The following is an 11481-nucleotide window of genomic DNA, read 5'->3' as shown; positions in this document are numbered from 1 at the left end:
AATGGATTACCGATTCGTCAGCTGGATTTCGATACGTCGGTTGCGGGCCAGAGCTTCGGAGCTATCGCCCGGATCGACCGGCTGATACTGGGCAAACCCGTTGGCGGACAGATGTTTGGCGGGTATTCCCTGCCCGGTCATCCATTTGACGATAGCCACGGCGCGGGCCGTCGACAATTCCCAATTGGAGGGAAACTTGTCGGTCGCGATGGGCACGCGGTCGGTGTGCCCATCGATGCGCAGCACCCAGTCGATGCTGTCGGGGATCTTCTGGCTCACGTCGCGGATGGTGTTGACCAGCTTGCCCAGGCGCGCCTGGGCCTCGTTCCCGAGGTCGGCCGAGCCCGAGGAGAACAGGATGTCGCTGGGTAACAGGAAGCGGTCACCGACGATGCGGACATCTTCCCGGTTACCCAAGGCATCCCGCAGCTTGCCGAAGAACTCGGAACGGTATTTTTCCAGCTCGTTGGCGCGACTGGCCAACGCCAGCTTCAGTTGCCGGTCGAGATCGGCGATGCGCAGATCCTTGCCCTGATTGTTCTGGTCTGCGGCACTCAGCCGGCTGGCCAGTTGCGTCACCTGCTCCTCCAGCTGACGCCTGAGCGTCTCGAGCGCCAGTATGTCGTTGTTGAGCGCGGTCAGCCGTTCATTCTGCTCGTCCGCCCGGGCTTTCAACTGGTCCCGCTCCTCCGTCACCAGCCCCATCCTGGCCAGCAGTTCCGCCACCCGCGCCGCCGCGGCCTTGCGCTCGGCCTCGCTCATGGCCGCCTGGCGGCCGAGTTCATCCAGACGGAGCTTGAGCGTGGCCAGCGTCCGGCTCTTGCCGGCCAGGGCATCGGAGAGCACGAACTGGCCGATGGCGAACAGCAGCAGCAGGAAGATCATGACCATGATCAGCGAGGTCAGCGCATCGACGAATCCCGGCCAGATGTCGAACTGGCGCCGCCGGTGACGGCCGGGCGCACTCATGGGCGCGCCTCGTTCCGGCTGGTCTGCATGTCCATGGCCGCCGCAACCGTGCGGGTCAGCAGGCGTATCTCCGCGCGCAGCTCATCGGCCAGACGCGACTCGCTGTCCGGCCGGGCCGCCAGCTGACGCAGCACGGCACGCAGTTCGTCCTGGGCCAGCACCGCCGCCTGCCGATCGCGCACATCGCGGCTCATGAGGTCGTTGAGCCGGTCGATCTGGCCAATCAGCCGGCTCATCTGTTCGTTGCCGGTATGTCGCTCACGCTCGCTGTCGCCGATGGCGCGCTGCATGCGGTCCAGACCATCGGCGGTTTTTTCCAGCAGGGCCTGGACATAGGCCGGTATCGCCGCCTCGGTTTCCATCAGGCCACCAGGCGAAAGAGAGGTCATCGCCGAAAGCCACTCCTCCAGTTCGTTGTAGAAACGGTTCTGCGCATGACCGGCCTGCAGATCGAGGAAGCCGATGATGAGCGAACTGGAAAGACCGAACAGCGAGGTGGAAAAGCTCGTCGACATGCCACCCAGCGGCACCCGGATATTCTCCTTCAGCGTGGCGAACATAGCGACGGGATCGTTGCCGATGTTGAGCGAGCCGATGATGTCCACCACCGCGCGGATGGTGACCAGCAGCCCCCAGAACGTCCCCAGCAGACCCAGGAAGACCGCCAGTCCGATCAGATAGCGGGACAGATCGCGCGATTCCTCCAGCCGCAGCTGGACACTGTCGAGCATGGTGCGCATCGACGGCGCCGACAGGGTGTCATGGCCTTTCTCGCGCCCGGCCAGCATCTGCGCCATGGGCGCCAGAAGCCGTGGCCGCAGGCTGAGGACTGTGGGACTGCTGGAATCCCGGAAGCCTTCGATCCAGGAGACTTCCCGCGCCAGCACGAGTACCTGCCGCACATTGGCCACGATACCCGCCAGCAGCACCAGCAGGATCACGCTGTTGAAGAAGGGATTGGCGGCATACATGTCCGCCAGGCGGGTCCAGACAAAGGCGCACAAGCCCAGCACCATGGCCAGGAATCCGGCCATCCAGGCCAATACGCGGGTCGGTTGGCTCATCGATCACTCACTCCGGCAGGTCAGTTTCAGGTACGACATAAACCGGATTATCGCGTGTTTCGCGAAAACCGGCACGCCATACCGATGCATTGGGGACGACGGTTTGCCTGACGAGCCTGACGGGGAAGCTGGCCTTGGACGGATCGCTCGTGCGCCCTAACCGAGACAGAGAGGGGCGCAAGAATGGGCATCACCCTGGCCACAAGGGGGTGCCCTGATGGGGGCGATGATGTCTTGAGTCGGTGCGCGAGGTCGGGCGCCAGGCGCCCGACCGATCGAAATCTCCCCCGGGTCACTCCGCCTTTTCTTCCCGCGTCCAGTGGGCGGGCCACTTTTCGACCGGGAACCACATCTGCACCAGCGAGGTGAAGATCATGATGGTTGAGGCCAGGCTGTAGCCGAAGCCGCCGAGCATGGTCAGCCAGGCGAATGCCGGGATGTATTTGGTCAGCCACCAGGACAGCACGTCGAGGATGAGGAAGGCGAAGGGGGTGGAGATGAGGATGAGTTTCCACTGCTGCGGGTATTGCGCCAGACCGAAAATCCAGCCGACATAGAGGAAAATGAAGGCGATGCCGAACAGATGGATGTGCGAGACGCGGGTCAGCTGGGCAATGCTGACGCCCTCGTCGACCTCGGACACCTTCTTGAGGTTTTCAAACTGGCTGAAGTCCGGCAGGGATGCGCCGGGACCGTGACAGGACACGCAATACTGGTCCATGATCGGCTTGATGGTGGGCGTCCACTCCTTGATGCTGGCACCGTCGCGCACCCACTGGATCAGCTGGAAGCGGACATCGTCCGGCGCCATGGGCTTCATCTGCCCTGCCAGCATCGACTCCAGCTTGGAGCCGCTGCGGTTGCCGTAATAGCTGTAGACGATGTCGTTGTAGGACAGGCCGGGCTTGCCGTCCGCCTTGCCGTGGGTTTCCATGATCTGGAAGCCGGCCATCAGCAGGCCCACGCCGATGACCAGCAGAAAGCCGGTGAACAGCACCTTGTAGGCGGGTGGCAATTTCGCGAGGGTCGTCACTTGAATCATCGGGAGTGTCCTCAGAAGGTTTAGAAACTCCCGGCATTACACCCGCCCCCGGTCGCCGGTTCAATAGGGAACCGGGTGAATGCCCTGTCAAATGCTGGCGAATGGCTGCTACCCTGGCCCGGGAGACGGGAGAATGGGGGCCAGGGATGCGCAGCGACATGGCCTGGCGGGCACCCTGTCGCTCCCGGGCCCCGGTCGTGCGCCCCCTTGGGCCAGGGTCCCGGGCGAACGTCCGCGGCGCCTGTCCCGACCGGCAGGCAGGGCATTCTCGGAAACCCGACCGACGACTCATGTATCGGGGTTTATCAATATGCTATAAACGGTCTGCTTACCCAGCAGTGAACGGGACGCGCGCCGGGGCTCAGGGTTCACAGGAGCCGGCGCTGTCACGCCGATGCGCAGTCCCATAATTCGAAAGACCTTTCTTCCATTCGGTTGAGAACATGACATCCCATAGCCACAAAACCGACAGCCTGCTCAAATCCAGCCTCTGTGCGCTTTCCATCGCCGTCGCCGCTGCCCTGGTCGGCGGTTGCGACAGCGGCCCGGCCGGCAGTCACGGCAGCGCTGCCAACATGACGGCGGAAGCCAGGATCGAAGGCAACATATCCGACGTCCATGGCCAAGTCACCCAGGGCAAGCTCGAGGTCAAGGACAAGAATGATCGGGTCGTCCTCACCCAGCCGCTGGACGGCCAATCCAACCATTACGCCGTCACCGTGCCCGCCGGCACGGCCTACCCGATCCTGCTGGTGGTGACACCGCCGCCCGGTCCGGTTGCCCAGGTGGTACGCGCCGTGGTCACCAGCCCGCTGGCCGACCGCATGGATATCACCGACATCACCAGCCTGGTCGTGGACGCTGCCTTCGCGCTCGGCGGACTGACCGAGGAAAACATTGCCAAGGCGTCCGGCGGCGCCATCGGCCTGCGCCAGCGCCAGGGCATCAGCGCCGGTGCGGGCGGCGGCGGCATGGGTCCCGGCCAGAGCGGCGGCGGCGTCAGCCGGGGCGGCCATGGCGGTCATGACATGTCCGGCGGCGGTGCTCCGGGCGCCCCCGGGACTCCCGGCACCCCTGCCGGCGACCATCAGAACATGCAAAACATGCAGCACTGATCCCGCGGCAACCGCGGAAGCGGCACCGGCAGGAACGGCGATGGCCTTCCTGCCGGCTGACCGATGATGGGCCTGCCGCGGTTTTATTCCCTTTTTGCCGGTTGAATGGCACGTCTTGTCCGACTTCCGCCAGCCGGTCACGGCATCTCCCTCCCGAATCCCGGGTCCGTTACCCGGGTATTGGCGGACGGAATGGCGTTACCGGCGTGCCGGCAACACGAAAGGGTTTCGTGCCTGGCACTCCAGCCCTGACAAAGGGGGCTTGCGCCCCCGGCCCTTTATTTCAGACCCAGTATCCAGGTCACCAGTTGCCTGGCCTCGTCGGGGCTGACCGCATTGGCGGGCATGGGCATCTGGCCCCAGACACCGCCGCCACCCTTGATGACCTTCTCCGCCAGCTGCGCCGTCACATCCTGGCCGGCATACTTCTTGGCGATATCCTTGTAAGCCGGGCCGACAATCTTGTGGTCGATGCCATGGCAGCCGAGGCATCCCTTGCTCTTGGCCAGGGCCTCATCGGCCTGGGCCGCATTCAGGCCGAAACTCAGGGCAGCAAGAATCAGGCTGGTAACACTGACGTTCATGGTCTCTCTCCAGTAATGGTTTTATGGGACGGCTGCTTGCCCGGCATCGGGAACGCCCTGCCGCCGGGCTTAGTTTCCCGAATGGCGCCGTGGTTCACTGCCGCCCTTACTTTATCAGTCCCGATTTGAGGCATGCAGGGAAAGACCAGGTTTCGCAATCGGCTCATCCGTCTCTCGGCATGCCAGGTCGACGGGACCTGCCTGACCGCGGGGCGTCAGGCGGAGCCACCCCGCTACAGCACCGAAAACAGCATCTTGAGGCTCATGACGATCAATAAGGATGCAAATATCCGCTTCAGCATCCGAACCGGCAGCCTGTGGGCAAGCCTTGCGCCATGGGGCGCGGTGACGGAACTGGCCATGGCGATCAGCACCACGGCGGGGACATAGACGAAGCCGAGCACATGAGCGCTTGCCGGCATCATCGACCAGCCATTGGCAACATACCCTGCGGTACCGGCAAGCGAGATGGGCAGTCCTATGGCCGCCGACGTGCCTATGGCCTTTCTGATGTCAAGGTCCTGCCAGACAAGATAGGGCACGGTCAGGGAGCCACCCCCGATCGAGACCAGCGCCGAAATGGCGCCGATGAACGCGCCGGCCAGGAGCAGCCCGCTTTCGCCCGCCAGCCGGCGCCCGGGCTCGGGTTTTCGGTCGAAAAACATCTGGGCCGAGACATAGGCCATGAACAGCGAAAAGAACACCGCCAGCTGGAATGAGCGTGCGTTGACTGCCAGGAATGTCGCCAGGAACGTGCCCAGCACGATGCCCGGCGACATTGCCTTGACGATGCCCCAGTTGATGTTGCCCCTGGCATGATGGGCGCGCAGGCTGGCGATCGAGGTGGCGATGATCGAGGCCATGGAGGTTCCCAGGGCCAGATGCACCACCTTGTCGACGGGGATGCCTCGGGAGAGGAACATGGCGGTCAGGATGGGCACCATGATCCCCCCTCCGCCGACACCCAGCAGGCCGGCGACGAATCCCACCAGGGCGCCCAGCCCGAGGAATGACAGTAGCGATGGCAGATCAAGCGGCATGGCAGAGGTGTGGGTCAGGTGATGTTGTCATGACAATCATGCCGCCTCGGGCAATGAGCGCCGGCGACCGATCAGCGGTCAGAGCATGGGATGGGGAAGATAGCGGTCCAGCAGGCCAAGATCCTCGGCTACCGGCCGCAGTGTCAGGCATCCCTGCCAGACATTCAACGCCCTGGCAAATCCCGGATCGTCCTTGAGGGCGGCCAGCCCCCGGTCGGCGAGCCTGAGGGCATAGGGCAACACAGCCCGGGACAAGGCCATGGTCGCGGTCCGGGGATAGGCGCCCGGCATGTTGGTGACGCCGTAGTGAATGACATCCCGGGCGACGAACACGGGATGACTGTGGGTCGTCGGGCGCGAGGTCGCGATGCAGCCGCCCTGATCGATGCTCACATCGACGACGACCGAGCCCGGCGAGAGCAACCCGACCTGGGCCTCGCTGACGACGAAATCCGCCCGCGCACCGCGCCGCAGGACGGCACCGATCACCAGATCGGTCGGCGGCATTTGCCGGCTGATCTCATCGGGCGTGGAGGGCAGGAAGCGGAAGCCCTCGCCCAGCGCCTGGCGATAGCGCTCGCCGAGGTGCGGCGCCAGGCCCAGCATCACCACCTCGGCGCCCAGCCCATGGGCACTGCGGGCCGCATGATGCGCCACGGTACCGTCACCGACGATCAGCACCCGGCCATGCCGCACACCCAGCACCTCGCCCAGCTGCACGCCCTTGCCGCCATGGGTGCGGCCCAGGTAGTACGCGCCCATCAACGCCGCCATGTTGCCGGCGATGGCGCTCATGGGCGCCAGCAGGGGCAAGGCACCGCGACTCTCCTCCAGGGTCTCGTAAGCGATGGCCGTGGTCTTGCTGGCCAGCAGAACCTCGGTCAACGCGCGCGGACTTCCCGACAGATGGAGGAAAGTGAACAGCATCTGTCCGCGAAGAAAGGGGTATTCCGCCGGCAAGGGCTCCTTGACCTTGATCACGAGTCGATTATCCCAGGCATCCTCTGCCGTCCGGCCGATACGGGCGCCGGCCTGGCGGTATTCGACATCGCCGAAGCCGGCAGCCGATCCCGCACCCGTCTCGACGCACACGGCATGACCGGCGCTTACCAGCCGGTGCACCGCCGGCGGGGTCAGGGCGATGCGCCCCTCCAGGTCCTTGGTTTCACGCGGTATGCCGATGTTCATTGCTGCCCCCATGGTGCGGCCAAGGTGAAAGCGGACGCGTTCCCGGCGCCGGTCCGGAGAACCCGTGCGGCCTGAATTATGGCCCAACCCACGCCTCGCGGAGGTCTCCCCGGCACCGCGTCGTGCCTTCGGGGCCGCCACTGACCGCGCGGATTGCCACAACAGGGCAAGAACCTGCCGTTATGGCGGCCAAGCGCCTACCGGCCGCGACAGCGCCGACAGCCTTTTCCCGGCAATCCGTATCGCGGCAGCAGGACTTTGCGACACGATTTCATTAACATGTGTGGCTGCCCGGCCTGAACCGGTGTCAGGCACGATACGCCAATCGGTATTCGACGCCACATTTGGTGGCGGACGACCTCGCTGGTGGTCACCCGGAGCGCCTGCCAGGTTCCGGAGGTCGGAGGTCAGCATCCACCCCGCGCATTGCCGCTGGCCCGTGCGAGCATGGCCCATCGGGTTTCCCCAAGGTACGCGGCCTTGATAGGCCAGGCGGCCCCGGATGCAGGCCATGGCAGAACCCTCTACGCTTCCTTGTTCCTCGGAGATTCGCATGAACCGCTGGTTTGAAGACAACTCGCATTCGATCGGCAGAACCCCCCTGGTTCGACTGAACCGCGTGGTCGAGGGTGCTCCGGCCACCGTGCTGGCCAAGATCGAGGGCCGCAACCCGGCCTACTCGGTGAAATGCCGCATCGGCGCGGCCATGGTCTGGGATGCCGAGCAGCGCGGCCTGCTCGGGCCCGGCAAGGAAATCGTCGAACCGACCAGCGGCAACACCGGCATCGCCCTGGCCTTCGTGGCCGCAGCGCGCGGCATTCCCCTGACGCTGACCATGCCGGAGACCATGAGCATCGAACGGCGCAAGCTGCTGGTGGCCTATGGTGCGAAACTGGTGCTGACCGAAGGCGCCAAGGGCATGCCGGGCGCCATCGCCAAGGCCGAGGCGATCGCCGCATCCGACCCCGCCCGCTATGTCCTGCTGCAGCAGTTCAAGAACCCCGCCAATCCCGCCATTCACGAAGCCACGACGGGTCCGGAAATCTGGGACGACAGCAACGGGCAGGTCGACATCCTGGTTGCCGGCGTCGGCACCGGCGGCACCATCACCGGGGTCAGCCGCTATCTCAAGCTCACTCGCCACAAGCCGGTCCTGTCGGTCGCGGTGGAGCCCGCCGCCAGTCCGGTGTTATCGCAGACCCGCGCCGGGCAGCCGGTGCAGCCCGGTCCGCACAAGATCCAGGGCATCGGCGCCGGTTTCGTGCCGGAGGTGCTCGACCTGTCGCTGGTCGACGCCATCGAACCGGTCAGCAACGAGGAGGCCATCGACATGGCCCGCCGGCTGGCGCGGGAGGAGGGCATCCTGGCCGGCATTTCCTGCGGGGCGGCGGCGGCGGTGGCGGTGCGGCTGGCCCGGCGTCCGGAGCACGCCGGCAAGACCCTCGTCGTGGTCCTGCCGGATTCGGGCGAGCGTTACCTCAGCACGGCGCTGTTCGACGGGCTGTTCGATGCCCAGGGCATGGCGATCTGACCGCAGGCATCATCCGGAGACACCAGACGCCATGATGCTGCCCAGTCATCTTACCCATCTGAACATTGCCCCGGTCGTTGCCGAACTGCGCGGCCTGCGGCTCAGCTCGCTGGCCCAGCGCCAGCGGCTGGATCGTCCGCCCAGGCTACCCTCCCGGGCCGTGCTTGCCGACATCATCGAAGGGCTGGCGACAGTCCTCTACCCGAACCGGCTGGGCTCGGGGGAGCAGACCGACGAAGGCATCGACTACTACGTGGGGCATACCCTCGACGCCAAGCTGCGGCTGCTGATGGGACAGATCCAGCGCGAACGGCGCTACAGCGCCGAGCAGGCCGGCACCCTGGACCCGGACCATGACACGCTGCGGGAACAGTCCATGAACCTGGTGCAGTCCTTCGTCAAGACCTTGCCCAAGGTGCGCGCGCTGCTGGATACCGACCTGCAGGCGGCCTACGAGGGCGACCCCGCGGCCCGCAGCATCGACGAGGTACTGGTCTGCTATCCGGGCATCGCCGCCATCATCAACCACCGGCTGGCGCACGAGCTCTATGCGCTGGGCTTGCCCCTGATCGCCCGCATGATCGCGGAGATCGCCCATTCCGTGACCGGCATCGACATTCACCCGGGCGCGCAGATCGGGCCGAGCTTCTTCATCGACCACGGTACCGGCGTCGTGATCGGCGAAACCACCGTCATCGGCGAGCGCGTCCGGCTCTACCAGGCGGTCACGCTGGGGGCCAAGCGCTTCCCCACCGACGAGAGCGGCATGCTGCTCAAGGGCCATGCCCGGCATCCGATCGTCGAGGACGATGTGGTCGTCTACGCCGGCGCGACCATCCTCGGCCGCATCACCATCGGCCGCGGCTCCACCATTGGCGGCAATGTCTGGCTGACCCGCAGCGTCCCGCCGGGCAGCAACATCACCCAGGCACAGGTACGCCAGGAACTCTTCATCCACGGTGCCGGCATCTAGGCCCGCGACCGGACCAGCCTCCCCTCCCATGCCACCCTTGCCAGCACCCATGCCCAACCCTTATCTGGTCGTGCTTGATGTGGACTCCACCCTGATCGAGAACGAGGTCATCGAATTGCTGGCGGCCGAGGCCGGCTCCCTGGCCGAGGTCGCGGCGGTCACCGAACGGGCCATGCGTGGCGAGCTGGATTTCGCCCAGAGCCTCAGGGAACGTGTCGCCACCCTGGCCGGGTTGCCCGACAGCATTTTCGAGGCCATCCGCGCGCGCATCACCGTGACCCCCGGCGTTCCCGAGCTGATCCAGGGCGTGCAGCGCGCGGGCGGTCATGTCGGCGCGGTTTCGGGCGGCTTCCATGAGGTGCTTGACCCGCTGGCCCAGCGGCTGGGGCTGGATGTCTGGCGCGCCAACCGGCTGGAGATCCTCGACGGCCGGCTGACCGGCCGTGTACTGGGCGATATCGTCGATGCTGCCGCCAAGGCCGACAGCCTGAGATCCTGGGCGGCCGCCATGGCGATACCGCCGGAGCGTACGGTCGCCATCGGCGATGGCGCCAACGATCTGAAGATGATGGCAGCCGCGGGTCTGTCCATCGCTTTCGACGCCAAGCCCATCGTCCGCGAACAGGCCGACATCGCCCTCGACGAGCGCGACCTGAGCCGCGTCCTGGAGATGATCGGCCTTCGCTAGCGACTTTGCCGCCACCGGTGGCGGCCTGTCCCCGCTGCATCGGCTTGGAGTCTGGCCCCGGGACATCCATAATGGATGGACCTCCCATCACGACCTGAACGCCGATGGCGCGCCGACAATCATGCATCCTGCTTGTTTCGACCTGCGCGCCGGGCGGCATGCTGTCCGTCATCCAGTCGCTGACCCAGTCGGAACTGGCTACCCGCTGGCCGCTCCGCATCCTTTGCTCCCATGATGGCGGCAGTCTCGCGCGGCGTCTTCTGCTGGCATGGAAAGCGCTCTGGCAATGTCTCTGGCTGCTGGCCGGCGGCCGGGTGCGGCTGTTGCACATCCATGTGGCGGAACGCGGCAGCTTTTTTCGCAAATCGCTGTTCGTGCTGCTGGGACGGCTCTTTCACACCCCCATCATCCTGCACATGCATGGCGCGGAGTTCAGGTCGTTCTATGCCGGCCAGGCGCCCTGGGTGCGGCGTTACGTCCGCTGGATCATCGGCATGGCCGATCAGGTAGTTGCCCTGTCGCGCGATTGGGCAAGTTTCTATGCCGAGCTCAGTCCCACGCCGGTAGAGGTCATTGCCAACTTCGTACCGTTGCCGCCTGCGTCTTCACAAGGTCCCGCCACGGCATCGGCGTTGCCGGAAATCCTTTATCTCGGCCGTTTCGGCGAACGCAAGGGCATTTTCGATCTCATCGAGGCGGTGAAGCCCCTGTACGAAAGCCATGCCGGCCTCCAGATCTGGTGCGGCGGCGATGGTGAAATCGAGCGGGTCAGGTCGCTGGTGGCAAGCCACGGCATGAGCGAGCGCTTCCATGTTCTCGGCTGGGTTGATGCCGACAAGCGCGCGACACTGCTCCGCCAATGCCGGATATTCGTGCTGCCCTCCTATGCCGAAGGCTTGCCGGTCGCGATTCTGGAAGCGATGGGGGCTGGCCTGGCCATCCTTGCGACACGGGTTGGCGGCATTCCGGAAATGCTGGCCGATGGCACCTGTGGCATCCTGGTGGAACCGGGTGATGTCGACGGGCTCCGCCAGGCCCTGCAGCGACTGCTTGCCGATGCCGGGACCCGCGAGCGGCTCGGGATGGCGGCGCGCGAGCGGTTCCTGCAGGTGTACTCGGCCGATGCCGTGGTGCCCCGCCTCGACGCGCTGTATCGCCGCCTGACGGGCGAGAATCGTCCGTGAACCGGCAGGGCGCAAACGGCAATCTTCGCCCCGAGTTACCGGAATCAAGAGCGGTGCATCGCGGGGGGCGACACCTAGAGGACGAAATTTCTGGATAATTCGG

General features: G+C 65.4%; 11 protein-coding genes. 5 read left to right on the top strand and 6 right to left on the bottom strand.

The genetic code is table 11. The annotated features are described in order from the left end of the window. Positions 1-6: 6 nt before the first annotated feature. From ACH5N8_RS07315 to ACH5N8_RS07305, 3 genes are all read right to left on the bottom strand, one after another. On the bottom strand, positions 7-969 hold the full coding sequence (locus ACH5N8_RS07315; RefSeq protein WP_483283063.1) for a peptidoglycan -binding protein: 963 nt from the start codon (positions 967-969) through the stop codon (positions 7-9). Beyond that, the gene (locus tag ACH5N8_RS07310) at positions 966-2033 is read right to left on the bottom strand and encodes a hypothetical protein (protein ID WP_483283062.1); all 1068 of its coding nucleotides are present in this window, start codon (positions 2031-2033) and stop codon (positions 966-968) included. Before ACH5N8_RS07310 ends, ACH5N8_RS07315 begins: the two co-directional genes overlap by 4 nt. 292 nt (positions 2034-2325) lie before the next feature. Then, entirely contained in the window at positions 2326-3075 is a 750-nt protein-coding gene (locus ACH5N8_RS07305; RefSeq protein ID WP_460027510.1) for an elongation factor-1 alpha, read from the bottom strand. A gap of 443 nt (positions 3076-3518) precedes the next feature. Here ACH5N8_RS07305 and ACH5N8_RS07300 point away from each other — a divergent pair, with 443 nt between their 5' ends. Continuing rightward, entirely contained in the window at positions 3519-4190 is a 672-nt protein-coding gene (locus tag ACH5N8_RS07300) for a hypothetical protein (RefSeq protein WP_460027511.1), read from the top strand. Between the two features lie 278 nt (positions 4191-4468). On the opposite strand, the gene ACH5N8_RS07295 is transcribed toward ACH5N8_RS07300, so the two are convergent. The 3 genes from ACH5N8_RS07295 to ald all read right to left on the bottom strand — a co-directional run bounded on the left by ACH5N8_RS07295 (position 4469) and on the right by ald (position 7002). After that, positions 4469-4774, bottom strand: coding sequence for a c-type cytochrome (locus tag ACH5N8_RS07295; protein ID WP_483283061.1), 306 nt, complete (start codon positions 4772-4774; stop codon positions 4469-4471). Positions 4775-5007: 233 nt separating this feature from the next. Further along, entirely contained in the window at positions 5008-5814 is an 807-nt protein-coding gene (locus ACH5N8_RS07290) for a sulfite exporter TauE/SafE family protein (protein WP_483283060.1), read from the bottom strand. Positions 5815-5892: 78 nt separating this feature from the next. Continuing rightward, a complete protein-coding gene (gene ald / locus ACH5N8_RS07285; RefSeq protein WP_483283059.1) occupies positions 5893-7002 on the bottom strand; it encodes an alanine dehydrogenase in 1110 nt (369 codons plus the stop codon). Between the two features lie 553 nt (positions 7003-7555). On the opposite strand from ald, the gene cysK reads away from it, so the two are divergent. The 4 genes from cysK to ACH5N8_RS07265 all read left to right on the top strand — a co-directional run bounded on the left by cysK (position 7556) and on the right by ACH5N8_RS07265 (position 11378). After that, positions 7556-8533: a cysteine synthase A gene (cysK, locus tag ACH5N8_RS07280; protein ID WP_483283058.1), complete on the top strand. Its 978-nt coding sequence runs from the start codon at positions 7556-7558 to the stop codon at positions 8531-8533. A 31-nt stretch (positions 8534-8564) separates the two neighbouring features. Continuing rightward, positions 8565-9506, top strand: a complete 942-nt coding sequence (gene epsC, locus ACH5N8_RS07275) for a serine O-acetyltransferase EpsC (protein ID WP_483283057.1) — start codon at positions 8565-8567, stop codon at positions 9504-9506. Between the two features lie 49 nt (positions 9507-9555). Next, the gene (gene serB, locus ACH5N8_RS07270; RefSeq protein ID WP_460027517.1) at positions 9556-10194 is read left to right on the top strand and encodes a phosphoserine phosphatase SerB; all 639 of its coding nucleotides are present in this window, start codon (positions 9556-9558) and stop codon (positions 10192-10194) included. Between the two features lie 158 nt (positions 10195-10352). Continuing rightward, a complete protein-coding gene (locus tag ACH5N8_RS07265) occupies positions 10353-11378 on the top strand; it encodes a glycosyltransferase family 4 protein (RefSeq protein ID WP_483283056.1) in 1026 nt (341 codons plus the stop codon). Positions 11379-11481: the final 103 nt, after the last annotated feature.

Source organism: Methyloparacoccus sp. NF-16 (genome assembly GCF_056880625.1).
Note: the sequence above shows the minus strand (reverse complement) of the source record. Positions and strands in the feature narration are given on the sequence as shown.

What these genes read in the sequence shown, in the direction of transcription:
- ACH5N8_RS07315 (WP_483283063.1), bottom strand. Translation starts at nt 969, where the DNA reads ATGAGTGCGCCCGGCCGTCACCGGCGGCGCCAGTTCGACATCTGGCCG.
- ACH5N8_RS07310 (WP_483283062.1), bottom strand. Translation starts at nt 2,033, where the DNA reads ATGAGCCAACCGACCCGCGTATTGGCCTGGATGGCCGGATTCCTGGCC.
- ACH5N8_RS07305 (WP_460027510.1), bottom strand. Translation starts at nt 3,075, where the DNA reads ATGATTCAAGTGACGACCCTCGCGAAATTGCCACCCGCCTACAAGGTG.
- ACH5N8_RS07300 (WP_460027511.1), top strand. Translation starts at nt 3,519, where the DNA reads ATGACATCCCATAGCCACAAAACCGACAGCCTGCTCAAATCCAGCCTC.
- ACH5N8_RS07295 (WP_483283061.1), bottom strand. Translation starts at nt 4,774, where the DNA reads ATGAACGTCAGTGTTACCAGCCTGATTCTTGCTGCCCTGAGTTTCGGC.
- ACH5N8_RS07290 (WP_483283060.1), bottom strand. Translation starts at nt 5,814, where the DNA reads ATGCCGCTTGATCTGCCATCGCTACTGTCATTCCTCGGGCTGGGCGCC.
- ald (WP_483283059.1), bottom strand. Translation starts at nt 7,002, where the DNA reads ATGAACATCGGCATACCGCGTGAAACCAAGGACCTGGAGGGGCGCATC.
- cysK (WP_483283058.1), top strand. Translation starts at nt 7,556, where the DNA reads ATGAACCGCTGGTTTGAAGACAACTCGCATTCGATCGGCAGAACCCCC.
- epsC (WP_483283057.1), top strand. Translation starts at nt 8,565, where the DNA reads ATGATGCTGCCCAGTCATCTTACCCATCTGAACATTGCCCCGGTCGTT.
- serB (WP_460027517.1), top strand. Translation starts at nt 9,556, where the DNA reads ATGCCCAACCCTTATCTGGTCGTGCTTGATGTGGACTCCACCCTGATC.
- ACH5N8_RS07265 (WP_483283056.1), top strand. Translation starts at nt 10,353, where the DNA reads ATGCTGTCCGTCATCCAGTCGCTGACCCAGTCGGAACTGGCTACCCGC.